Annotated in this window: 15 protein-coding genes and 3 pseudogenes; 17 read left to right on the top strand and 1 reads right to left on the bottom strand. The window is 62.0% G+C overall.

The genetic code is table 11. The features are described 5' to 3' along the window. Positions 1 to 13 precede the first annotated feature (13 nt). From coq7 to lpxC, 17 genes and pseudogenes are all read left to right on the top strand, one after another. Complete coding sequence (coq7, locus tag SJQ66_RS27620; protein ID WP_024901891.1) at positions 14 to 643, top strand: 2-polyprenyl-3-methyl-6-methoxy-1,4-benzoquinone monooxygenase; 630 nt, start codon at positions 14 to 16, stop codon at positions 641 to 643. 720 nt (positions 644 to 1,363) lie between these two features. Then, positions 1,364 to 1,792 carry a division/cell wall cluster transcriptional repressor MraZ gene (mraZ, locus tag SJQ66_RS27615; protein WP_024901889.1) on the top strand — a complete coding sequence of 143 codons (429 nt, stop codon included), beginning with the start codon at positions 1,364 to 1,366 and terminating at the stop codon, positions 1,790 to 1,792. Positions 1,793 to 1,810: 18 nt separating this feature from the next. Continuing rightward, positions 1,811 to 2,785, top strand: a pseudogene (gene rsmH, locus SJQ66_RS27610) (16S rRNA (cytosine(1402)-N(4))-methyltransferase RsmH); the annotation flags it as partial. A gap of 65 nt (positions 2,786 to 2,850) precedes the next feature. Continuing rightward, positions 2,851 to 3,162: pseudogene (gene ftsL / locus SJQ66_RS27605) on the top strand (cell division protein FtsL); the annotation flags it as partial. Positions 3,163 to 3,434: 272 nt separating this feature from the next. Continuing rightward, positions 3,435 to 5,366 (top strand): peptidoglycan D,D-transpeptidase FtsI family protein, encoded by a 1,932-nt coding sequence (locus tag SJQ66_RS27600; RefSeq protein WP_082103037.1) that lies wholly within the window; start codon positions 3,435 to 3,437, stop codon positions 5,364 to 5,366. An 80-nt stretch (positions 5,367 to 5,446) separates the two neighbouring features. Next, entirely contained in the window at positions 5,447 to 7,324 is a 1,878-nt protein-coding gene (locus tag SJQ66_RS27595; RefSeq protein WP_082103058.1) for a UDP-N-acetylmuramoyl-L-alanyl-D-glutamate--2,6-diaminopimelate ligase, read from the top strand. Next, entirely contained in the window at positions 7,321 to 8,910 is a 1,590-nt protein-coding gene (locus SJQ66_RS27590; RefSeq protein WP_046153830.1) for a UDP-N-acetylmuramoyl-tripeptide--D-alanyl-D-alanine ligase, read from the top strand. The genes SJQ66_RS27595 and SJQ66_RS27590 overlap by 4 nt, the downstream gene beginning before the upstream one ends. A gap of 157 nt (positions 8,911 to 9,067) precedes the next feature. Further along, complete coding sequence (mraY, locus tag SJQ66_RS27585) at positions 9,068 to 10,237, top strand: phospho-N-acetylmuramoyl-pentapeptide-transferase (protein ID WP_024901883.1); 1,170 nt, start codon at positions 9,068 to 9,070, stop codon at positions 10,235 to 10,237. Between the two features lies 1 nt (position 10,238). Continuing rightward, positions 10,239 to 12,257, top strand: a complete 2,019-nt coding sequence (locus tag SJQ66_RS27580) for a Mur ligase family protein (protein ID WP_456153918.1) — start codon at positions 10,239 to 10,241, stop codon at positions 12,255 to 12,257. Further along, on the top strand, positions 12,254 to 13,567 hold the full coding sequence (gene ftsW, locus SJQ66_RS27575; RefSeq protein ID WP_024901881.1) for a putative lipid II flippase FtsW: 1,314 nt from the start codon (positions 12,254 to 12,256) through the stop codon (positions 13,565 to 13,567). Before SJQ66_RS27580 ends, ftsW begins: the two co-directional genes overlap by 4 nt. Positions 13,568 to 13,689: 122 nt before the next feature. Then, positions 13,690 to 14,796: pseudogene (murG, locus tag SJQ66_RS27570) on the top strand (undecaprenyldiphospho-muramoylpentapeptide beta-N-acetylglucosaminyltransferase); the annotation flags it as partial. A 152-nt stretch (positions 14,797 to 14,948) separates the two neighbouring features. Next, a complete protein-coding gene (gene murC, locus SJQ66_RS27565; RefSeq protein WP_320534794.1) occupies positions 14,949 to 16,358 on the top strand; it encodes a UDP-N-acetylmuramate--L-alanine ligase in 1,410 nt (469 codons plus the stop codon). 77 nt (positions 16,359 to 16,435) lie between these two features. Further along, on the top strand, positions 16,436 to 17,452 hold the full coding sequence (locus SJQ66_RS27560) for a D-alanine--D-alanine ligase (RefSeq protein WP_320535391.1): 1,017 nt from the start codon (positions 16,436 to 16,438) through the stop codon (positions 17,450 to 17,452). Between the two features lie 12 nt (positions 17,453 to 17,464). Next, positions 17,465 to 18,223, top strand: coding sequence for a cell division protein FtsQ/DivIB (locus SJQ66_RS27555; protein ID WP_024901877.1), 759 nt, complete (start codon positions 17,465 to 17,467; stop codon positions 18,221 to 18,223). Positions 18,224 to 18,340: 117 nt separating this feature from the next. Next, positions 18,341 to 19,573, top strand: coding sequence for a cell division protein FtsA (gene ftsA, locus SJQ66_RS27550; protein ID WP_024901876.1), 1,233 nt, complete (start codon positions 18,341 to 18,343; stop codon positions 19,571 to 19,573). A 291-nt stretch (positions 19,574 to 19,864) separates the two neighbouring features. Continuing rightward, positions 19,865 to 21,061, top strand: a complete 1,197-nt coding sequence (gene ftsZ / locus SJQ66_RS27545) for a cell division protein FtsZ (RefSeq protein WP_024901875.1) — start codon at positions 19,865 to 19,867, stop codon at positions 21,059 to 21,061. A 912-nt stretch (positions 21,062 to 21,973) separates the two neighbouring features. Continuing rightward, positions 21,974 to 22,891, top strand: a complete 918-nt coding sequence (gene lpxC, locus SJQ66_RS27540; protein WP_320534793.1) for a UDP-3-O-acyl-N-acetylglucosamine deacetylase — start codon at positions 21,974 to 21,976, stop codon at positions 22,889 to 22,891. A gap of 149 nt (positions 22,892 to 23,040) precedes the next feature. Here lpxC and SJQ66_RS27535 read toward each other — a convergent pair whose 3' ends face one another. Then, a complete protein-coding gene (locus SJQ66_RS27535) occupies positions 23,041 to 23,631 on the bottom strand; it encodes a DciA family protein (protein WP_081764755.1) in 591 nt (196 codons plus the stop codon). Positions 23,632 to 23,815: the final 184 nt, after the last annotated feature.

Below are 23,815 nucleotides of genomic sequence, written 5' to 3'. Positions count from 1 at the left end.
TCTCGCAGGGTGCATGATGTTCGACAACTGGATCGTCGAGTTTGATCGCGGGCTGCGTTCACTGACGGGTGTGACACGATCGGCACGTCCGGACCCCGCCGCCGCACATGTGGACAGCGACGCCACGCTGACGCCGGAAGAAAAAAAGCACGCAGCAGGTTTGATGCGTGTCAATCACGTAGGCGAGGTCTGCGCCCAGGCGTTGTACCAAGCGCAGAAGGTCGCAACACGCTCTGAGAAGCTGCGTAATGCGTTCGCCCATGCGGCGCGTGAGGAAGAAGACCATCTCGCCTGGACATCCGGGCGCCTGAAGGCGCTGAATTCTCGCCCGAGTGTGCTTAATCCCGTGTGGTATGCCGGCGCGTTGGCCATCGGTTTCGCCGCGGGGCGGCTTGGTGACCGCGTAAGCCTCGGCTTCATGGCCGAGACCGAGCGCCAGGTGGAAAAGCATCTGGAGGGGCATCTCGATACGCTTCCCGAAAACGACGCGGCGTCGCGCGCCGTGGTGGCACAGATGCGTACCGATGAAATGGCGCATGCGCGCAGTGCTAGCGAGGCAGGGGGGATCGATCTGCCATTCCCTATTACCGCCGCAATGCGTGCGGCGGCGAAAGTCATGACCAAGACCGCCTACTATCTTTAGCCATTTCGATTATCCCGCCGTATTGCGTCACGCATGCGGCGCGTGTTGTCCGAAACCTTCGCCCACTTCGCATCGCTCATGCGCTGCTCGCCCCAGGCCGCATGCGGGTAGCAACCAGGAGATCGCCTGTTAACGCGGCAATGGCGGCGGCGATACATCCGTTTGATACAGTTCTGTATCTAAATCAAATTTTATTCACATGACCGACTTAGCAGCCTTGTCGGCGTCAACCGCTGCAACAGTCAGGCAAGCGTAGAAGCCAGCGGCCGCGCCGTTCGTCTTCTTGCCGTCACGTTTGCGAAAAATTTTCCGGATCCTGCGCGATACTCGTAACTTCTACAGCTTTTTGGTGAAATTCACCGGCATCGTGTCGCCTTTTGTCGCCAATTTTCACGCACTGTTGCTGGTTGTTGCGTCGAAATGCCCCAGCGTTCTCACGCATCACTTTCAGAAGAATTCCTATCACCTTCATTTTATTGATAATTTTGCGTGAGTCTTGTCTGGTATCACCTGTAAGTCATTGTTCTGGCGGATAAAAATTATTCGAAATCGTTGCGGCGACCTTGACCGGGCAGGTTGCTTACTCTAAAGTGGGAAAAGGTGTGGGAAAGTGCATTTTTGTGTGAAATTTACCCGGAAGCGACAGTGAGCGCGACGGACCGCAGGTGGTGTTTTTAGGAAGGGCGAACCGATCAGACGGCGCGTCCAGGAGGCAAGGGCGTGTTCCAAGGGGCGTCAGCGCTGACTCTCGATGCAAAGGGGCGGATGTCGATTCCGACCCGGCATCGTGACGCGCTGCTTGGGCAGGCTGAAGGCCGCGTGACGATGACCAAGCATCCCGACGGTTGCCTGTTGTTGTTTCCACGTCCCGAATGGGAAGTATTTCGCACGAAGATTGCCGCGTTGCCAATGGATGCGCATTGGTGGCGCCGGATTTTCCTCGGAAATGCATCGGATGTCGAGATGGACGGGACCGGGCGGGTGCTCGTGTCACCGGAGTTGCGGATGGCGGCGAATCTGGAAAAAGAAGTGATGTTGCTGGGCATGGGCAGTCATTTCGAAGTCTGGGACGCGCAGACGTATGCAGCGAAAGAGCAGGCAGCGATGTCGCAGGGCATGCCTGACGCTCTGAAGAATTTCAGTTTCTGAGCCGCAAGGCGTGACGTGATGCCAGACGCGGCTAATAACGAATTCCTGCACCGAACGGTGCTGCTTGATGATGCGGTCGATGCCCTCGTGTGGCGTCGGGATGGCACCTACATCGACGGCACGTTCGGGCGAGGCGGTCATAGTCGGGCGGTGTTGCGCAAATTGACGCCGGGTGCGCGATTGCTTGCGTTCGACAAGGACCCGTCGGCCATTGCCGCAGCGGCGGTGGTCAAGGCGGAGCAGGCAGCACAGGCCGATGCCGCGGAATTCGACATCGTCCACCATAGTTTTGCCACGTTGGCAGACACGCTGGCCATGCGTGGTATGGCTGCCGTATCGGGCGTGTTGCTGGATCTGGGGGTGTCGTCGCCGCAATTGGACGACGCGTCGCGGGGTTTCAGCTTTCGAGCCGATGGTCCATTGGATATGCGGATGGACACCACGCGCGGTGAATCCGCCGCGCAATGGCTGACGCATGCGTCGGTCGAAGACATGACGAGGGTGATACGAGATTATGGGGAAGAACGGTTTGCTTTTTCGATTGCAAAGGCGATTGCTGCTCGCAGGGCAGCGTCCGATACGCTCGGCCCTCTCGCCCGAACAGGTGAGCTTGCCGCACTCGTGGCGGGCGCCGTCAAAACTCGCGAGAAAGGCAAGGACCCGGCCACCCGCACCTTTCAGGCTCTACGGATTCACGTCAATCAAGAGCTTGCGGAGCTGCAGGTAACGTTGGACGCGGCTTTGTCCGCATTGGAGGTGGGTGGCAGGCTGGTGGTGATCAGCTTTCATTCGCTTGAAGACCGCATCGTCAAACAGTTCATGCAAACGCACTCGACCACGCCCGCGCTCGACCGTCGTCTGCCCATTCGCGCGGACGCGCTGCCTACGCCGCCATTGCGCCGCGTGGCGCGTCTGCTTCCGGGTGCGGCGGAAGTGGCGGCGAATCCACGCGCGCGGTCGGCCGTGATGCGCGTGGCGGAGAAGGTCGGGCCGTATCACGCGCACGATGCGGGTGCGCCCACGCGCGCCGGGCACCGTCCGACCCGCGGAGCGCGCGGATGAGCCGCCTTGATGCCTTCCTCTTGCTCGCGCTGATCGCGTGCGCGCTGTCGGTCGTCAATTCGACGTACCAGCAGCGACGCGTATTCGTCGAGTTGGAGCGGGCGCAGGGGCAACAGCAAAGTCTTGGCCAGGACTGGACGCGACTGCAGTACGAGCAAAGTGCCTTGTCGAAGACGTCGCGCATCGAAGATATCAGCAGTAATCAGTTGGGCATGAGCGCGGTGACGGCTGGGCGTACCGAATATCTGAATGAGGATGGCAGCGCGGTGAGCATCGCGCCGTTGCCGGCGTCCGTGTCCGCCGTCGCGCCATCGCCCCGTTCATCGACGGCGCCTTCCCCCAGTCGTCCGGTGCAGCAAGCCACGGTAGCGAAACCACCGGTACAATCCGCTGTCAAAAAGCAAGTCCCCACTGCCGCGCTCAAGTCCGCGGCTTCGTCGCGTCCGGCGCGCGCAACGCATGATGAGCGCGCCGCCCAGGAGGCGCATGCCGCACGTGCCGCGCGGGACGATCGTGCCGCCGCGGCTGCGGCAGCGGCCATCATGTCCGGCAAGGCTGGCGCGAACGGCGGGGGGCGGCAATGAAGAAGCAGCCGGATACCCCGCTCCGAGCGCGGCGCAGCGACCGCGGCGTGCAATTTTCATCGAGCCCGATGTTGTCGGTCAGTCTGCCAATGTGGCGCTCGAAGCTCGTCGTGTTCCTGATTTTCCTCGCGTTCGTGGCGCTTGCCGGTCGGGCGTTCTGGATTCAGGGCCCGGGAAATGCGTTCTATCAGCGGCAAGGTGCGAGCCGGTTCGAACGGACGATCGAGCTGCCGGCAAGCCGCGGCAAGATCATGGACCGCAATGGATTGATGCTCGCGACCACGTTGCCGGTGCGGGCGATCTGGGCCGTTCCCGATGACGTGCCTGAAGACTTGCCCGCAAGCAAGCGGGACGCCTTGGCGAAATTGCTCGACGTCGATTCGAAGGAATTACGCGTGAAACTCTCGCGCAATTCAATGTTCGCTTATATCAAGCGGCAGGTGCCGATAGAGACCGCCGACAAGGTGATGGCACTCGATATTCCCGGTATTCATCAGAACGTGGAATACAAGCGGTATTACCCGGAAGGCGAGATCACCGCGCAATTGGTTGGCTTCACCGACATCAACGACGAAGGTCAGGACGGTGTCGAACTCGCGATGCAGAATCAACTGGTGGGCGCGCCGGGCAGTCGTCGTGTGATCAAGGATCGTCTTGGTCATATCGTTCAAGACGTCGATGAACTCACCGTGCCGCGCGACGGCAAGGACATGCGTCTGTCGATTGACAGCAAGATCCAATACATCACTTTCAATGAACTGAAGAATGCCGTTGTCGACAATAAGGCCGCGGCCGGCGCCGCGGTCGTCGTCGACGCACGCACAGGTGAAGTGCTGGCTCTAGCGAACTATCCGACATACAACCCGAACGACCGCTCGCACCTGACGGGCGAGCAGTTGCGCAATCGCGTGTTCACGGATTCGTTCGAGCCCGGTTCGATCATGAAGCCGTTCACGTTATCCCTTGCCCTCGATCTGCATCGGGTGACGCCGAATACGATCGTCAATACTGCCCCGGGGTCGTATTCGCTCGATGGCGCAAGGATCACCGACGATGCCGATTTTGGCACCCTTACGGTGGGTGGCGTGCTGCAGAAGTCGAGTAACGTGGGTACCAGCAAGATCGCGATGCAGTTGCGTCCGGAGGAGCAGTGGAATATGTACACGAGCCTGGGATTCGGCGTCGCGCCGAATATCGGGTTCCCCGGCGCGGTGGCCGGTCGTCTGCGTCCCTGGAAGAGCTGGCGCCGGATCGAGCAGGCAACCATGTCTTATGGCTATGGCCTTTCGGTGTCGCTGTTCCAACTGGCGCATGCGTATACGGTGTTCACGAACAATGGCCGCGAACTGCCGTTGTCGCTGTATAAGCTGGATGGGGCGCCGCAATCGGGGCCGCAGGTATTCGAGCCGAAGACGATGGCCGAGTTGCGCACCATGCTCGCATCGGTTGTCGGCCCTGGTGGTACGGCACCGTTGGCCCGTGTTCCAGGCTATACGGTGGGTGGCAAGACCGGTACGGCATACAAGCACTTTGCGCATGGTTATGACAAGTCGCGCTATCGCGCGTCGTTCGTCGGTATCGCGCCGATGTCGAATCCGCGGATCATCGTCGCCGTTTCGGTGGATGACCCGCGTGGTGGCAAGCACTTCGGTGGACAGGTGTCCGCGCCGGTCTTCTCGACGATTGCGGGCGAGATTCTGCGTGCGCTGAATGTCGCGCCGGACGCGCCGTTCAAGCAGACGGTTGCCGCCGTGTCGCCTACCGTCCAACCCGGTGTGTCCGGCCCGGCGCCGCGCGCAGTGGCGCAGGCGACGACGGGCGGGGCGCATGTCGTCCGCGCGGCATTGCACGATGGCGGCACGGTGCATGCGCCCCATGGCTATGCCGCGTCCGCGCATGAATCGTATGCGCGAAAGGTCATGCGATGATCGCCCGCACCGATCGCTCCGCCGCGATGTCCGCCGCCGCCCTCGTCAATGCCAATGTGCCTCGCGCCGGCGCGTTGCCGATGCCGGCCGCGGCACAGCGCGCAGTGGCATGGTTGCGTTCCGTGCTATCGGCAAGCGCGAACCTGCGCACCGATAGCCGTGCCGTCCAGCCGGGCGATGGCTATCTCGCCTACGCGGTGGAGGGGGCGGACAACCGGCCGCATATCGTTGATGCGCTTGCGCGTGGCGCGAAGGCCATCGTGCTGCAGCCGGCGGGAGAGGGGCGATCGTCCGTCGACGTGTCCGATGCGGCGGTGGTGGCAAACGCGCTGGACCAGGATGGCGTAGGAGCGGTGCAAGACGCGGGCGGCGGAACGCCGGCGCTGGCCGTGCGGGACCTTGATGTACTTGCTGGATATATCGCGAGTGGCTGGTACGGCACGCCGAGCGTCGCCTTGCGCGTGATGGGCGTCACTGGCACGAATGGCAAGACATCGACGACCCAGTGGATCGCGGCAGCGTTGGCGGATATGAGCATTCGCACCGCCGTTATCGGAACGCTCGGTTCGGGCATGCCCGACAAATTGCAGTGGACCGGGTTTACAACGCCGAATGCCGCGCAGTTCCAGCAGCAGTTGGCGCAGATGCGAGACGAACGTGCGGTGGCCGTGGCGGTGGAGGTATCTTCGCATGCACTGCACCAGGGGCGTGTCAACGGCACGGCGTTCGATATCGCCGTCTTCACGAACTTGACGCAGGACCATCTCGACTATCACGGTACGCTGGAAGGATATGAAGCCGCCAAAGCCAGGCTCTTCAACTGGCCCGGTTTACGCGCGGCGGTAATCAATGCGGACGACGCTGCAGGGCGACGCTTATTGATGCAATGGCCATTACCTGCCGGTGCCGCGCACCAGGTGCATGCACCATTGGTCATCGCGTATTTAGTCGACGATGCGATCGAGGACGACGAAGCTGCGAGCGCTGCACGCGCGGCTATCGAACACGCTTGTGCGGGCGCCGTGGGTGTCCTGAGTGCGGCTGCGTTGCGCGCCACCGCATCGGGTGGCACGGCACTGACGATCCGCTATGAACAACGCCCGTCGTCCCCCGCCGTGGGTGCCCCGTCCGATTCTATGCCGACCAATGTCGCGCGTGCTGATGACCGCGCGGTTGCACACGGGCTACTCGCCGATCGGGCCGCGCTCGTGCATACGGCGGTGATCGAAGTGGCGACAATGGGCGCCTTCAACGTCTCGAACCTGATGGCTGTGCTGGGCGCGGTGTTGTTCGCCACCTGTGATGTCGCCGCCGGTATCGATGCCGTTTCGTTCGATGCGGCTGTGCAATCGCTTGTGACCTTGCAGCCGGTGCTGGGGCGGATGCAGCGCCTGGGCGGCAATCCCCAGCGCGACGAACCGTTGATCGTCATCGACTATGCCCATACGCCGGATGCGCTGGACAAGACGTTGCGTGCATTACGGCCAGTAGCGGCGGCACGCGGCGGCGCACTGACGGTCATGTTCGGTTGCGGTGGCGATCGCGACAATGCCAAGCGGCCAATCATGGGGGGAATCGCCGAGCGGCTCGCGGATCATGTCGTGTTGACGAGCGACAATCCGCGTACCGAAGTTCCTGCATCCATCATCGATCAGATCGCCGCCGGCATGTCGTCGGACGCGTTGCAGCACCGGGTGCGTCGCATCGACGATCGGGCGAGCGCGATCTTGCAGACGGTGCGCGCCGCGGCGCAACGCGATGTGGTGTTGTTGGCCGGCAAAGGGCATGAAGCGACGCAGGAAGTCATGGGCAAGAAACGTCCGTTCCAGGATCAGGATCACGCGCTGCTCGCCTTGGCCACACGGGCGACGCAGATGCGCTCGGAAGCCCGATCCGAGTCTCGCGGTGGGGAGCACGGTGGCGACCACGGGCACGGCGGACAGGGAGAGCGGTCATGACGATGATGACCTTGGCGCAAGCGGCGCAATGGATCGAAGGCGCGCGGGTTGTCGGCGCGGCCGACGCCGCGGCGGTCGTGATCGACCGCATTGTCACGGATAGTCGCCAGGCCGGCGCAGGCGATCTGTTTGTCGCGTTGCGCGGCGATCGTTTCGATGCACACGATTTTCTCGATGCCGTTGCAACGCAGGGCGTCGCGGCAGTCATCGTCGCGCGGGCGCCAGCGTCATTTTCGCGGCCCTATCTGTTGGTGCCGGATACCCGTCGGGCGTTGGGTGAACTCGCACGCGGTTGGCGCCGGACTTTCGCCGCGCGCGTCGGGGGCACGGTATCGGTGGCGGCGGTGGGCTCAGTCGAGTCGGCCGTGGGCGGTTCGGGCATGCCGATAGTCGCGGTGACCGGGAGCAACGGCAAGACCACCGTTAAGGAGATGATCGCGTCGATATTCGCCGCTGCGGTGGGTGCCGATCATTGTCTCGCCACGCGCGGGAATTTCAATAATGACATCGGCTTGCCGCTGACGCTGCTGCGACTGCGTGCAACGCATCGCCTGGCGGTCATCGAAATGGGCATGAACCATCCTGACGAGACGCGTTATCTCGCCGGTATCTGTGAGCCGACGGTCGGACTGGTGAACAACGCGCAGCGTGAGCATCAGGAATTCATGCACACCGTGGAAGCGGTGGCATTGGAACATGCGAGCGTGATTCACGCATTACCGGTTGATGGCACGGCGGTCTACCCGGCGGACGACGCGTACGCCGCGATCTGGCGAGTGGCCGCGCATACACGACGCATCATCGATTTCGCACTGCTCGACGACGGGAGCGATGGTCAGGCCGGCCGTGGCGTGATCCGTGCCGCGGTGACGGGCCGGTGGCGTGCGGCGGGGGCGAGCGCCGATGGGCAATCGAATGGCCAGCTTGAGGTTGAAACGCCCATTGGTACATTCTCGGTGGCGCTGCGTACGCAAGGTCGTCATAACCTGCGTAATGCGTTGGCGGCCACCGCCGCGGCCGTAGCCACGGGTGTCGGCGTCGATGCGATCCGCTCCGGCTTGCAGGCGTTTGCGCCGGTCAACGGGCGTTTGCAGCAGAAACGGGCAACAGTGGGAGCGTTGGCCGGTGCGAGCGTGATCGACGATACCTACAACGCTAATCCGGATTCGATGCGCGCCGCGATCGATGTGCTGGCGCAGGCCGCTTCGCCGCGCGTGCTGGTGGTGGGTGACATGGGCGAGGTGGGAGATCAGGAAGCCGTCGCGCATCGTGAAGTGGGTCTGTATGCCTATGCGCAAGGCGTGGATGCGCTTTATGCGCTGGGCCGGGCATCGCGCGGTGTCTGCGATGCGTTCAATGCCGCGCGGGCGCAGGACGATGCGTCGAACCACGATCGTGTCGGTGGACGCAGTGCTTGGCATTTCGATAACGCCGATGCGCTGATCGCCGCGCTGCAGGGCGGATCGTCGTTGTCGTCCGCGCAGTCTGCTTCCGGTGTGACGGTATTGGTGAAGGGGTCTCGTTTCATGGCGATGGAGAAGGTGGTGGCGGCGCTGGTCGGCGAGACGTCGACCGCGCCACATTGAGGGCGGTGCCGTAGCGGGAGGTGCCTCGCGGTGCGGTAACGACGTGACGGACGCGCGACAGGGGCAGTAAGGCGGAACGGGCGCGTAAGTGCAGGGGTAACCTGGAACGCGCGGTGAGGAACACCGCTGCGGACCGGATTTAAGGGAAGGATTGTCAATGTTGCTGCTGTTGGCGCAATGGCTGCAAAGTGATGCAAGCTATTTGCGTGTCATCAATTACCTGACGTTTCGTGCGGTGATGGCCACCATCACCGCGCTCGTCATCGGCCTGGTCTGCGGGCCGGCTGTCATTCGCAAGCTGACCGCCCTGAAGATGGGGCAGGCAGTGCGCAACGACGGCCCGCAGACCCATCTGGTCAAAAGCGGTACGCCGACGATGGGCGGCGTGCTGATCTTGATCGGCATCGCCGTGTCCACGTTGTTGTGGGCTGATCTGACGAATCGGTTTGTCTGGATCGTCATGTTGGTGACGTTTGGTTTCGGCCTGATCGGCTGGGTCGATGATTATCGAAAGGTCGTGCACAAAGATCCGCGCGGGATGTCCTCCCGCGAAAAGTATTTCTGGCAATCGCTGATCGGCCTGATCGCCGCGGTCTATCTTGCTGTCAGCGTGTCGCAGTCCAGCAATGCGCATGTGTTTCAAGTGCTGATCAATTGGTTTCGTAATGGCTTGCCAACGGACCTGCCGGATCGCGCGAATCTGATTTTGCCGTTTCTGAAATCGATGAGCTATCCGTTGGGGCTGGCGGGGTTCATGACGCTGACGTACCTGGTGATCGTCGGGTCGAGCAATGCAGTGAACCTGACCGATGGCCTCGATGGCCTCGTGATCATGCCTGTCGTGTTGGTGGGTAGCGCGCTTGGTGTCTTCGCCTATGTGATGGGTAGTGCCGTGTATTCGCGTTATCTGCTGTTTCCACATATTCCTGGGGCGGGGGAATTGTTGATTTTCTGCTCGGCGATGTCGGGTGCGGGGCTCGCTTTTCTCTGGTACAACACGCACCCCGCCCAGGTATTCATGGGCGATGTCGGTGCCTTGGCGCTGGGTGGCGCGCTGGGTACCGTTGCCGTGATCGTGCGGCAGGAAATCGTGCTGTTCATTATGGGGGGCGTGTTCGTGGCCGAGACCGTGTCCGTGATTTTGCAGGTGGGCTGGTTCAAGTACACGAAACGCTTTCGCGGTGAAGGGCGACGGCTGTTCAAGATGGCGCCGTTGCACCATCACTTCGAATTGAGTGGCTGGAAGGAAACGCAGGTGGTGGTCCGCTTCTGGGTCATCACCTTGATGCTGGTGCTGGTGGGCTTGTCCACGTTGAAATTGCGCTGATATGACGCTTGATCTCTCCATCCTGTTCGGCGAAGCCGCGTATCCAGAGGATACGCGGCGGGCGCGCGCGCGCGCGGAATCGGCGACCGGCGCGATGGTGGACGAGCGTGGTGACGCCGCATGGGATTCCGAGACCGATGCAGACCGGCTGCGCGCACCGCATGTACTGGTACTTGGCCTTGGCGAATCGGGTTTCGCGATGGCGCGCTGGTGCGCGACGCATGGCTGCACGTTGCGGCTGACGGACTCACGCACGTCGCCGCCGAATCGTGATGCCGCCTTGGCATTGCCGTCGGGAGTACAAGGGCCGCATACGTTCGCATCGGCACAGGCTGATGTCGTGGATAGCGCCGATACGAGCGCCGGGCAGGTCCATGCCTTTGCGCCGAGTCTCCTCGATGGCGGCATCGATCTGGTGGCCATCAGCCCAGGCCTTTCGCCGTTGGATCCGTCGGTGGCGATGTTGTTGGCGGCTGCGCACGAACGGGACATTCCGGTCTGGGGCGAATTGGAGTTCTTTGCTCGCGCGCTGCGTGCGTTGCGCGCCGCGGGACAGCCATCGCACGTGATCGCGATCACCGGCACGAACGGCAAGACCACCACCACGGCAATGACGGGTCAGTTGGTCGCGCGTACCGGTTGCACTGTTGCTGTCGCGGGCAATATCAGCCCGGCCATGTTGACGCGCTTGCTTGATGCCATCGAGCAGCAGTCATTGCCGCAGGTCTGGGTGCTCGAACTGTCCAGCTTCCAGTTGGAAACGGCCCGCACATTCGAAGCCGACGCTGCCGCGGTGCTGAACGTGACTCAGGATCATCTGGACTGGCACGGCGGCATGGATGCCTACGCCGCGGCGAAATTCCGTATTTTCGGTGCACACACGCGGCCGGTGATCAATCGCGACGATGCGCGTGGTGCGGCATGGCTCGCGCAATGGCGCGGGATGCAGGCCGAGGTGGCACGCGAAGCGGGCACCGCGCCGCGCCGCGCCGCGACCTTCGGCATGGGTGCACCAACGTTGGCGGGTGACTTCGGGCTTGTCGAAGAAGGCGGCTTGACGTGGCTTGCACATGTCGTGCGCGCGGATGGCGTGGACGACGTGCCGCCGATGGCGGGGCTTGATCCGGTGCGGGGCGTTGTTGTTGCGCCGATGCCGCCGGAAACGGAAGCCGATGCTGATGCGGTCGTGACGTCGGATGTCGCCGAGGATGGCGTAGCTGATGGCGACACAGCCGATGTCGACGGGCATGCCGACCTGACGGATGACGTGGCGCTGTCATCGACACCGACCGATCCGGAGGCCTCGATGGCCTTGGCCAACGAGACCGATGCTGCTGATGTGGCCGAGACGGTCTTGGCGGAGCCGGTCGATAGCGAGGATGGCAAGACGCCGCGTCGGCGGCGCCGTAAAGCGTTTGTCGAACCGGAAGGCATGACGAAATTGTTGATGCCGGTGGACGCGTTGCGCGTGCGCGGCCTGCATAACGCTTGTAACGCGTTGGCGGCGTTGGCGCTGTGCCGAGGCATTGGCTTGCCGCTGGCGCCGTTGCTGCATGGTTTGCGTGAATACCGTGGCGAGCCGCATCGGGTCGAGGTGATCGCGACGCTGGAGGGCGTGGATTACGTCGACGACAGCAAGGCAACCAACGTGGGTGCGACCGTGGCGGCCTTGGACGGCCTGGCCGCGCCGACGATTCTGATTGCCGGCGGCGATGGCAAGGGACAGGATTTCTCGCCATTGCTGCCCGCGGTGGCACGGTGGTGCAAGGCCGTGATGTTGATCGGCCGGGATGGTCCGCAGGTACGTGCGGCGATTGAAAGCGCTGGCGTCGTGCTGGAGGATCATTCCACGTTGCAAGCGGCGGTGGATGCCGCGGCGGCGCATGCCGCACCAGGCGACGTCGTTTTGTTGTCGCCGGCATGCGCGAGCTTCGATATGTTCCGTGGTTATGCGCATCGCGCAGCGGTGTTTCACGAATGCGTCGCGGAGCGCGCCGCCGCGCAGGGAGTGATGTTATGAGTTTTATCGCCAAGATCGTTTCGCTATTGCCGGGTCGCAAGAACGCGATGCCCAGTGGTCCCGGTTCGAGCGCCTCGACCATGGCACCAGGCGCGATGCCGGGTATGCCGGTGGGCGGCAGGGAATTAGCCGGTCTGTCGAACGCCGTGAACGGCGCGCGGCCGAAACGCTCGAAAATGCTCGAGTACGATCAGGTGCTGTTGTGGATCATCATCGCGCTGTTGTCGCTGGGGTTGATCATGGTGTATTCGGCGTCGATCGCAATGCCGGATTCGCCGCGCTATTCGCAATGGAGCCCCGCGCATTTTCTGATCCGTCATCTCTTCTCGTTAAGCGTTGCGGGCACGGCGGCGTTCATCGCGATCCGCATCCCGATGCAGACGTGGTATCGGATCGCACCGAAGATTTTCCTGTTTTCGCTGGTGCTGCTGATCATTGTGTTGGTACCGCATCTGGGCAAGGGGGTGAACGGGTCGCGTCGCTGGATTCCGCTCGGCATCTTGAACATGCAGCCTTCGGAGTTGATGAAGTTCGCCGTGACGATTTACGCGGCGAACTACGTGGTGCGCAAGCAGGAGTTCATGCAGAGCTTTGGCCGCGGCTTCCTGCCGATGGCGATGGCGGTGGGTTTCGTCGGCGCCCTGCTGCTGCTCGAACCGGACATGGGCGCCTTCCTCGTGATCGCGACGATTGCGATGGGCGCGCTGTTCCTCGGCGGCGTCAATGGACGACTGTTCGCCGGTCTTGTGTTGACGGCCGTGGGGACTTTCAGCGCCTTGATCTGGTTGTCGCCGTGGCGCCGTGCGCGGATCTTCGCGTATCTCGATCCATGGAATGTCGAATACGCGCAGGGCAAGGCGTACCAGTTGACGCACTCGTTGATCGCGTTCGGGCGCGGCGAGTGGTTCGGCGTGGGCCTGGGCAACAGCGTTGAAAAGCTGAACTACCTGCCCGAAGCGCATACGGACTTCATTCTCGCCGTGATTGGTGAGGAACTGGGCTTTGTCGGTGTGATGCTGGTGATCCTGCTGTTCTACGGTTTCGTGCGCCGGGCGTTCGATATTGGCCGCCAGGCGCTGGCGCTGGATCGCACGTTCTCGGGGCTGGTTGCCAAGGGCATCGGCATCTGGATGGGGGCGCAGGCGTTCATCAACATCGGCGTAAACCTCGGCCTGTTGCCGACGAAGGGATTGACCTTGCCACTTGTCAGCTATGGCGGCTCCGGCATCCTGATCAACTGCATCGCCTGCGCGGTGTTGTTGCGTGTGGATTATGAGAACCGGCTGTTGATGCGAGGAGGCAAGGCATGACGGCCTGGCCGGTCACTGCTGGCAGCCACGACGACGCGACATCGCCGCGTCGTGGCCTGGCGTCGCCTGCGCAGAGGCCGTGGGCATCTGCCGATGCATCGGTCGCGACAACGCCGCGACCGATGTCTTCGCAGCAGGTGGATCAGGCCTTGCAGCCGCCTGGTACGCTGCTGGTGATGGCCGGGGGCACCGGCGGGCATGTTTTCCCAGGATTGGCGGTCGCGCATCGGATGGCGCAGGCGGGCTGGAACGTCGTGTGGCTGGGTAGTCCGAACGGGATGGAGGCCACGCTGGTACCCAAGCATGGCGTGCCGATCGCGTTCGTGCGATTTGGCGGTGTGCGCGGCAAGGGGCTGGCAACGAAACTGGCCGCGCCGTTCAAGCTGGTGCGCGCATGCTTCGATGCGGCTGGTGTGCTGGGACGGGTGCAACCGGACGTGATCCTGGGGATGGGCGGCTACATCACGTTTCCAGCAGGATTGGTTGCGGCGATCAAGCGCGTGCCGCTGGTGCTGCACGAGCAGAATTCGATTGCAGGCATGGCGAATCGCCTGCTGGCAAAGCTCGCGCGCAGAACGCTGGTGGCGTTTCCCCATGCGCTGCCCGACGCCGAGTGGACCGGTAACCCGGTGCGCGCCGATGTGGTCGGCGTGCCGACGCCTGAAACGCGTTTCGAGGGCCGTGGCGGTGCGTTGCAGCTGCTGGTCGTTGGCGGGAGTCTGGGGGCGGCGGCATTGAATGAAACGGTACCTCGTGCGCTGGCGCGTCTGCCGGTGGCATCGCGGCCGCATGTCGTGCATCAAGCCGGCGCAAAGCATCTGGATGCGCTGCATAAGCACTATGCCGATGCGGGTCTGTCGGTTGAACCGGGCTCCGGCGTGGAACTGGTGCCCTTTATCGACGACATGGCGCAGGCGTATGCCCAGGCGGATGTGGTGATTTGCCGATCCGGTGCGATGACGGTATCGGAAATCGCGGCGATTGGCGTGGCGGCGCTGTTTGTGCCGTTCCCCTTCGCGGTGGATGACCACCAGACGACCAACGGGCAATTTCTGTCCGAGCGGGGCGCGGCGGTGTTGATCCAGCAACGTGATTTGCGGGTCGACACATTGGCCGACTGGCTCGCCGGCCTCACGCGCGCGACGTTGTTGGACATGGCGTGCAAGGCGCGTGCGCTGGCGCGGCCCGATGCCACCGCGCAGGTCGCGATAGCCTGCGCCGAGACGGCGCGGCCGCGACGTTCGGGCCAGGGTAGAAGTACCCTCCGGGGCGACGGTTCGGCCTCCAATCGGAGCGGGACGCGGGATAGTAAGCAAGAACACGGCGTCGACGTCCACCACGGCCCTTCCGGGGCGCGGGGCGGCGATGCAGGAAGCAGATCATGAAACACATCGTCAAACGCATTCATTTTGTCGGCATCGGCGGCTCAGGCATGAGTGGCATCGCCGAGGTGCTGTTGAACCAGGGATACCAGGTCAGCGGTTCGGACTTGCAACGCAGCGCGACGACGGAGCGGCTTGCCGCTCTCGGCGCGACGCTTGCCTATACGCACGAAGCAGCCAATATCGCGCAGGCGGATTGCGTGGTGACATCCACGGCGGTGCATTCCGGCAATCCGGAGGTGCTGGCCGCACGCGCGAAGCGCATCCCGATCGTGCCGCGCGCCAGCATGCTCGCGGAATTGATGCGGTTGAAGCAGGGCATCGCCATTGCCGGCACCCATGGCAAGACGACGACCACGAGCCTGGTTGCGAGCGTGCTCGGGGAGGGCGGTCTCGATCCGACGTTCGTCATCGGTGGTCGTTTGAACAGCGCAGGAGCGAGCGCGCGACTCGGTACCGGTGATTTCATCGTTGCCGAGGCGGACGAATCCGATGCGTCCTTCCTGAATCTGTTCCCGGTGATCGAGGTCATCACGAATATCGATCTGGATCACATGGACACGTACGGGCACGACGTGTCGCGCTTGAAGCAGGCGTTTGTCGATTTCACGAAGCGCTTGCCTTTCTACGGCATCGCGGTGCTTTGCGTCGATGATGCGAACGTGCGCGAGATCCTGCCGTTCGTATCCAAGCCTATTGTCCGTTACGGGATGAATCCGGAGGCGCAGGTACGCGCGATCGACGTTCGTCCAGTGGGCCAGCAGATGCACTTTACGGTCGTGCGCGAAGAGATGGCGCCGCTGGATGTCGTACTGAATCTGCCCGGTGAGCATAACGTTCGCAATGCATTGGCGGCGATTGCCATTGCGACTGAACTCGAAGTGCCGGATTCCGCGATCTGCGCCGCGTTGGCAGGCTTTACCGGCGTGGGTCGGCGTTTCCAGCGTTACGGCGAAGTGCTCGTGCCGAAAGAGGCCGGCGCCGACACTGTCGACCAGACATATACGTTGATCGATGACTACGGTCATCACCCGGTCGAGATGGCGGCGACGATCGCCGCGGCACGCGGTGCGTTTCCGGGGCGTCGACTCGTGCTGGCGTTCCAGCCGCATCGCTACACGCGCACGCGTGATTGTTTCGAGGATTTCGTCCAGGTGCTGTCGACGGTCGATGCCCTGGTCATGACGGAGGTGTATGCCGCCGGTGAAGCGCCAATCGTTGCCGCCGATGGACGGGCGCTGGTTCGCGCCGTTCGGGTGGCGGGCAAGATCGAGCCGGTGTTCGTTGACGATGTCGCGAAGTTGCCTGAGGGCATTCGTCATATCGTCAAGGCGGGCGACGTCGTGATCACGATGGGTGCGGGCACGATTGGCGGCGTACCCGGCATTCTGGCAAGGGAGGGCGCATGAACGCATCCTCGGAAAATCCGATCGTCGGCGCGATGAGCGATCCGGGCAGGCTGGCCAGTAATCCGTTGGCCAGCACGATGCAGACGTCGTGGAAAGCGCATGCCCAACGCGACCCGGCACGCTTTGGCAAGGTCGCTGTGCTGCTCGGTGGCGAAAGCGCGGAGCGCGAGGTGTCACTGAAATCCGGTGGGCTGGTGCTGGCGGCGCTGCGGCACCACGGCGTGGATGCGCACGCCTTCGATCCGTCGGAGCAGTCTCTGCTGACATTGAAGGACCAGGGCTTTACGCGCGTTTTCAACGCATTGCATGGCGGCTATGGCGAAGACGGCCGCCTGCAGGGGGCACTGGACTTCCTTGGCGTTCGGTATACAGGTCCGGGCGTATTGGGATCGGCGTTGGGAATGGACAAGTTCCGCAGCAAACTCGTGTGGCAGCAGGCGGGTATTCCCACGCCGCCGTTCGAGACGGTGTTCCGGTTGCTCGGCGCGTCCGGCGCGCCGGCTGACGCGCCAGCCTATCAGCCGCGTGCGACGGAGATCATCGCGAAGCTCGGCCTGCCGTTGTTCGTCAAGGCCGCTAGCGAAGGGTCTAGCGTGGCGGTGTACAAGGTCAAGACGGCCGATGCGCTGGCACCGGCGGTTGCGGCGGCCGCGCTCGCGGACAAGATCGTATTGGTGGAGCAGAGCATCGAGGCGGGCGGCGATCCACTGACCAGTATCGGAGGGGAATACACGATCGCGATCGCTGGGGACATGCCGCTGCCGATTATCAAGATCGTGCCGCAAAACGAGTTCTACGATTACGACGCGAAGTACCTGTCGGATGCAACGCAGTACCTCATTCCGTCGGGTCTCGACGAGGCGCGCGAAGCAGCGTTTTCCGTGTTGGCGAAACAGGCGTTCGCGTTACTGGGTGGCGGCACCTGGGGCCGCGTCGATTTCATGGTGGATGCGAAGGGCGATCCGTATTTCCTCGAAGTCAATACCGCGCCAGGCATGACCGATCATTCGTTGCCACCCAAGGCGGCACGTGCGATTGGCGTGTCGTATGAGGATCTGGTCCTGCATGTGTTGTCGTTGACGTTGGATGCCTGACGGATGAGCGGCATGTGGCACAACGTGCGTCAGTTGAATGCGGCGGCAAGCCTGCTGACGGCACTGGCGCTGTTGGCATTATTGGGCGCGGCCGGTTATTGGTGCGCGCAGCGACCGATGTTCTCGCTGCGCACGATTGCGGTGGAGGGAGATGTCGCGCACGTGAACGCTCCGACCATCCGGGCGGACGTATTGAGCACGCTGCATGGCAACTTCTTTACGGTGGACCTGGAGCGTACGCAGGCTGCATTCGAGCAGATGCCGTGGGTGCATCACGCAAGTGTTCGACGCGTCTGGCCGAACGGGCTGGCGGTCTCGTTAGAGGAATACCGGCCGCTGGCGACATGGGGCGACGACCAGATGGTGAGTGTGGATGGGGATTTGTTTACGGTGAACCAGGACGAGGTGGATGGTGACTTGCCGGCGTTCAGTGGGCCGCCGGGTAGTGAAAAGATGGTCGTGCAGCGGTATCACGACTTCACGCAATGGTTTAAGCCACTGGGCGCGGTGCCGGAGTCGGTCACGCTGTCCGCCCGGTATGCCTGGACTGTGAAACTGAACAATGGGCTGGAGGTCGATCTGGGCCGCGAACGTAATCCGCAGACGCTCGATGAGCGCACAACGCGCCTGGTGAAGGCTTGGCCAGAGATAACCAAGCAGTGGGGGCCCGACATCGATCACGCCGACTTACGTTATCCAAATGGTTTTTCGATCCGGGCGGCCTCGATGCGGTTCGCGAAAGATCCGCGAGCGACCGGAGCGAACCGATGAAGGTTGCGGCAAGGGCGGCAAATGCAACAAAAAGTACTGCGGCGTTGGTAGAAGCCAGCGCACTGATGGCAGCAGTTTCAGCGACACACGATAACGCCAACGTTTTACACACACGCCATGAGTAAAGATTTCAAGGAACTGTTGGTCTCGCTCGACATCGGCACCTCGAAGGTGGTGGCGATCGTCGGTGAACTGCGTGGCGATGGGCGCTACGAGGTCATCGGCCTTGGCCAGAGCGAATCGCGCGGCCTGAAGAAAGGCGTCGTCGTCAATATCGAGGCCACTGTTCAGTCGATTCAGCGTGCGCTGGAAGAGGCCGAGTTGATGGCCGATTGCAAGATCACGAATGTGTTCACCGGTATTGCTGGCAGTCACATTCGCAGCTTCAATTCGAGCGGCATGGTGGCGATCAAGGACAAGGAAGTGACGCAGGCCGACGTGGCCCGGGTGATCGAGACCGCGAAAGCGATCAACATTCCCACGGATCAGCAGGTGCTGCACATCTTGACGCAGGAATTCATCATCGATGGGCAGGAGGACGTGCGCGAGCCCATCGGCATGAGCGGTATTCGCCTGGAAGTGAAGGTGCACATCGTGACTGGCCCGGTGTCCGCGGCGCAGAACATCGTCAAGTGCGTGCGTCGCTGCGGTCTCGAAGTCAACGATCTCGTGTTGCATCCCCTGGCGTCGAGTTTGTCTGTATTGACCGACGACGAGCGTGAACTGGGGGTCGTGCTGGTCGACATTGGTGGCGGCACGACCGATATCGCGATCTTCAGCGAAGGCGCGATCCGGCACACAGCAGTGATCCCAATTGCTGGTGACCAGATCACCAGCGACGTGGCGATGGCGCTGCGCACGCCAACGCCGGACGCGGAAGACATCAAGGTCGCGCACGGCATCGCGAAGCAGGCGCTGGCGGATCCGGACGAGATGATCGAAGTGCCCGGACTTGGCGAGCGCGGTCCGCGTACGTTGTCGCGCCAGGCTCTGGCGGCCGTGATCGAGCCGCGCGTCGAGGAATTGCTGTCGCTGGTCCAGCAGGTGGTCCGTGAGTCGGGATACGAGGAATTGTTATCGTCGGGTATCGTGCTGACCGGCGGTGCCGCAATGATGCCGGGCATGGTCGAGCTCGGCGAAGACATCTTCCTGAAGCCCGTGCGCGTAGGTGTGCCGGAGTATTCCGGAGGGCTGGCCGACGTGGTGCGTAATCCGCGCTACTCGACGGCGATGGGGTTGTTGCATGAAGCGCATGCGCAACGCGCGCGGGGACGCAAGGTGTCGCCGAAGACGGGATCGATGAACGGGTTCTTCTCGCGCATGAAAGAGTGGTTTGTCGGCAATTTCTAAACCGATGGTGTGGCGGTATCGAATCACAATTGCATTGGTGGTGTCATCGACAGGCAAGGGTCATGCGTTAGGTCATCGATATGCCAATGCGGGGCAGTTGCAAAAGGTTGCAGCAGTAGAGAGCAGGTTGCTGTAGAAGGGTAGTGAACAGTCATGATGGTTTTTGCGTCGCGCGGCGGCGGCGCACGTCGTGGTACTTGCCCGAGTACCACGACGCGATACAAAGCACGATTGCCGTGCTGCGTGAGCGCCGAGTCGAGGTAACGTTCTTAATTCAAGATGGAGGCAAACATGGAATTCGAAATGCTGGAAACCGAAACCAACGGCACCGTAATCAAGGTGGTGGGAGTAGGCGGCGCTGGCGGCAATGCTGTCGAGCATATGATCAATCGCGGCGTGCAAGGCGTGGAATTCGTCTGCATGAATACCGATGCCCAAGCGCTTGCACGCATGAAGGCAACCACGGTGATCCAGTTGGGCAAGACCGGCCTTGGTGCAGGCGCAAAGCCGGAAATGGGCAGCGCGGCGGCGGAAGAAGCGCGTGAGCGCATCTGCGACGCACTGCGTGGCGCGCATATGGTGTTCATCACTGCCGGCATGGGGGGGGGCACCGGTACTGGTGCGGCGCCGGTGGTTGCGCAATGCGCGAAGGAAATGGGGATTCTGACGGTAGGCGTGGTGTCCAAGCCGTTCGAGTTCGAAGGCGGCAAGCGCAAGCGCGTGGCGGAAGCCGGCGCGCAATCACTTGAAGAGAACGTTGACTCGCTGATCGTCGTGTTGAATGACAAGTTGTTCGAAGTCATGGGCGACGATGCCGAGATGGACAAGTGCTTCCAATGCGCCGACGATGTGCTGCATAACGCCGTGGCCGGTATCGCGGAAATCATCAATGTCGACGGTCTGGTGAACGTCGACTTCGAAGACGTGAAGACGGTCATGGGCGAGCAGGGCAAGGCGATGATGGGCACGGCGACGGTTGCCGGTGTCGATCGCGCACGCCTGGCCGCGGAGCAAGCCGTGGCAAGCCCGTTGCTGGAAGGTGTCGACTTGTCCGGGGCGCGTGGCGTGCTGGTCAACATCACGGCAAGCCGCTCGCTGCGCTTGTCGGAAACGCGTGAAGTGATGAACACGATCAAGGGCTACGCCGCGGAAGACGCGACGGTGATCTTTGGTACCGTGTACGACGATGCAATGGGTGATGCGCTGCGCGTGACGGTTGTGGCGACGGGCCTTGGTCGTGCCGGTAAAAAGGCACAGTCTGCACCGATGACGCTGTTGCGTACCGGTACCGACAACGCGATGATCCACATGCAACACGGTAATGCCACGCACCACGTCGGCAGTGGGGTTGCCGACTACGGTTCGTTGGATACACCGGCGGTGTGGCGCAACACACGTGAGACGGCGTCGGCGCACGTGGCGGCGTTGCGTGAAAAGGGCGTGGAAACACACGACATTCCGGCTTTCTTGCGCAAGCAGGCGGACTGACGTCGCGTGCCGGCCATGTCGTGACGGTGCGGTACGGGTTGATTTCGAGAGAGCAGGAGTGCGGATGCGCTAAAAGCGTGAGTCTTTTGACTCAAGATTGCGGAGTGATCGTCCGTTAGACAAGCTATGAGGACGGCGAGGCGTGCATCATTGTGGGTTCAGGACCCGCAGGGCACCGCGCCCCCCGGCGAAACGGACATCGGATGAAAGGAACCGACGAATGATCTGCATTCGGCGGCGCTGTCGGCACGGTTGCCGATGGACATCCGGCAAGATCGCCCGCTTTATCCGTAGTTGTCTCGAAAGTCGACCGTGATGCAGCGGCACGGCAGTATCCGGACGTGAGAGTGGATGTTCATTCAGACACCGATACCGCCGCCGATATGACGATTGGTGGCACGTTCCCAACCGATGAAGGGTGCGATTCAGGCCTGACATCGGGCTGTTTCAGGTTGGGGCGACACATCGTCATTACGCATCTCGGGCAGGATGCCGGCGGAATCGGAGCCTGAGCGTCGCTTAAACGCAACGTAAGTTGCACTTTCAGACAACGGCTCGACGGGATGGGGAATGCCTCCCCCCAACCTGTCGAGCCGTTGTGTCATTTGGCTGTCACGGTTTTTGCTATATCAAGCGAAAGGGCCTTGCGTAGCAAACGTTGTTGCAGGGATAACAAACCGAAACACAATGAAGCACGATGAAGCATCGTGCCTTAGCGTGCTTTGGTAGAATACGGACTATGGAATAAGAGCGTCCGATTAATCAAATCAATCGTTTGTGTGCTAAACGATGCGATTGATTGGACAGGCACCCCATCCAGGGGCACGCTCGACGTAATTTCCGTGGGTTGATTGCGCTGTGGCGCATCGGCAATCGCGGAAAACGCGCGCAGGACCACGAAGAGTGACGCTTATGTTGAAACAACGAACCATCAAGACGATCGTCAAGACCACCGGTATCGGCCTGCATTCGGGCCGCAAGGTGGAACTGACGTTGCGTCCGGCGCCCAAGGACACCGGCATCGTATATACGCGGGTCGACCTCGACCCGGTCGTCGAGATCCCGGCGCGGGCGCACGCGATCGGCGGCACGCGCATGGCCTCCGTGCTGGAGAAGGATGGTGTACGCGTGTCGACGATCGAGCACTTGATGTCTGCCTGCGCGGGCTTGGGAATCGACAATCTATATGTCGATATCACTGCCGAAGAAATCCCGATCATGGATGGCAGCGCCGCATCGTTTGTCTTCTTGCTGCAATCGGCGGGAATCGAGGAGCAGAATGCGCTGAAGCGCTTCATTCGCATCAAGAAGCCGGTGGAAGTGCGTGAGGGTGACAAATATGCCCGGCTCGATCCGTACTTCGGATTCAAGCTGAAGTTCACGATCGATTTCCAGCATCCGGCGGTGGATAAGACGGGGCAGGAGGTGGAAGTGGATTTCGCCGAGACGTCATATATCCGGGATATCGCGCGAGCGAGAACGTTTGGTTTCGCTTACGAGTTCGAGGCGATGCGCGAGATGGGCCTGGCGCGTGGCGGCAGCATGGAAAACGCGATCGTGCTCGATGAATACCGCATTTTGAACAATGACGGACTGCGCTACGACGATGAATTCGTCAAGCATAAGACCCTGGATGCGATTGGTGATCTGTACGTTGCCGGTCATCCGCTGCTGGGCGCCTATACTGCGTACAAGTCGGGGCATGGATTGAATAATTTGCTGCTGCGCGAAATGTTTGCGCATGAAGACGCTTATGAGATCGTTACGTTCGACGATATTCAAAAGGCACCCAAGGGTGTCGCGTTGGACCTGCAATCAGTCTATGCCTGAAAGCCGGCGCCTATTGACAACTGGCTGAGGCGCGTTGCTGGGCGTGTCGGCCGGAAGCAAAAACCTGCGTGCGTTCTAACGAACCACAGCAGGTTTTTTTACGCGTGCCACTTTGTTTGCTCGCGGCTTTTGCTACACGCGCATATTGCTCAACGATGTCTGCCATGCCGCGACACCATCGTTTCGAGTGCATCCTTTAGCGGCGACGGTTCCAGTGATGCGCGGAGTGCATCGAGGCAGGCAAGCCCTACCGGACTGATCCGTGCGGTTTTCGGCTGGGGTGGAGGCGTTGCGGCAACCGGACGAATGCGTACCTTGATCGCCTCGATCTGCCAACCGCGCGCCTGCAGTGCCGATACCAACGTTGGTGCGAGGTGCCGCAGGCGCGCGGCCAAAGCGTTATGCGGCGTCAGCAGTGTCAACGTGCCATCTTGCGTGCCTGCTGGCGAGACGTTGCCACACAGGTAGGCGGGCAAGCAGGCGCCGATATCGGTCTCCAGCGCCTGAAGTCGCGCAACGCCCTCTCGGAGTGCCGCAAAGGCATCGTTCGATGCCAGTGCATCGCTGATCGCTACCGGACGCCTGGCGCGGTCGCCGCGATCCGGTCGACCGTTCGGCCGAATGGTTCGCCGATCGGCGCCACGCCCGCGTGCTGGCGCCTGGCCGGACGGCTTGTCGGTGACGCGCTCGGGCGCTTGAGCAGGAGAGTCGGACCAGGGGACGGACGAGAAAGGCGGCATAAGCAGCGAGGAACGGACAGATAACCTGAACGAGATTCGGGTGGATTCCGCCAGATGGTCTAAGATACCACCGTTGCACGCGGCTGCGGGGTGTCGCGTGATAAAATGCCCAATTCACTTTACAAGCAAACCGACGCTGCCCGCTGCCTTTATCGCCGCGCCGGCGTCGGGCCGTGGCCCGGCC

The sequence above is a fragment of the Robbsia andropogonis genome (assembly GCF_034047095.1).
Classification (GTDB): domain Bacteria; phylum Pseudomonadota; class Gammaproteobacteria; order Burkholderiales; family Burkholderiaceae; genus Robbsia; species Robbsia andropogonis.
The sequence above is the reverse complement of the archived record's forward strand: the minus strand, read 5'-3'. Positions and strand labels throughout refer to the sequence as shown.

Bases quoted from the DNA above. Each gene is read 5' to 3' on its own strand.
- SJQ66_RS27535 (WP_081764755.1), bottom strand. From the start codon at position 23,631: ATGCCGCCTTTCTCGTCCGTCCCCTGGTCCGACTCTCCTGCTCAAGCG.
- mraY (WP_024901883.1), top strand. From the start codon at position 9,068: ATGTTGCTGCTGTTGGCGCAATGGCTGCAAAGTGATGCAAGCTATTTG.
- ftsA (WP_024901876.1), top strand. From the start codon at position 18,341: ATGAGTAAAGATTTCAAGGAACTGTTGGTCTCGCTCGACATCGGCACC.
- ftsZ (WP_024901875.1), top strand. From the start codon at position 19,865: ATGGAATTCGAAATGCTGGAAACCGAAACCAACGGCACCGTAATCAAG.
- SJQ66_RS27590 (WP_046153830.1), top strand. From the start codon at position 7,321: ATGACGATGATGACCTTGGCGCAAGCGGCGCAATGGATCGAAGGCGCG.
- SJQ66_RS27580 (WP_456153918.1), top strand. From the start codon at position 10,239: ATGACGCTTGATCTCTCCATCCTGTTCGGCGAAGCCGCGTATCCAGAG.
- SJQ66_RS27560 (WP_320535391.1), top strand. From the start codon at position 16,436: ATGCAGACGTCGTGGAAAGCGCATGCCCAACGCGACCCGGCACGCTTT.
- SJQ66_RS27595 (WP_082103058.1), top strand. From the start codon at position 5,447: ATGCCGGCCGCGGCACAGCGCGCAGTGGCATGGTTGCGTTCCGTGCTA.
- SJQ66_RS27600 (WP_082103037.1), top strand. From the start codon at position 3,435: ATGAAGAAGCAGCCGGATACCCCGCTCCGAGCGCGGCGCAGCGACCGC.
- coq7 (WP_024901891.1), top strand. From the start codon at position 14: ATGATGTTCGACAACTGGATCGTCGAGTTTGATCGCGGGCTGCGTTCA.
- ftsW (WP_024901881.1), top strand. From the start codon at position 12,254: ATGAGTTTTATCGCCAAGATCGTTTCGCTATTGCCGGGTCGCAAGAAC.
- SJQ66_RS27555 (WP_024901877.1), top strand. From the start codon at position 17,465: ATGTGGCACAACGTGCGTCAGTTGAATGCGGCGGCAAGCCTGCTGACG.
- murC (WP_320534794.1), top strand. From the start codon at position 14,949: ATGAAACACATCGTCAAACGCATTCATTTTGTCGGCATCGGCGGCTCA.
- lpxC (WP_320534793.1), top strand. From the start codon at position 21,974: ATGTTGAAACAACGAACCATCAAGACGATCGTCAAGACCACCGGTATC.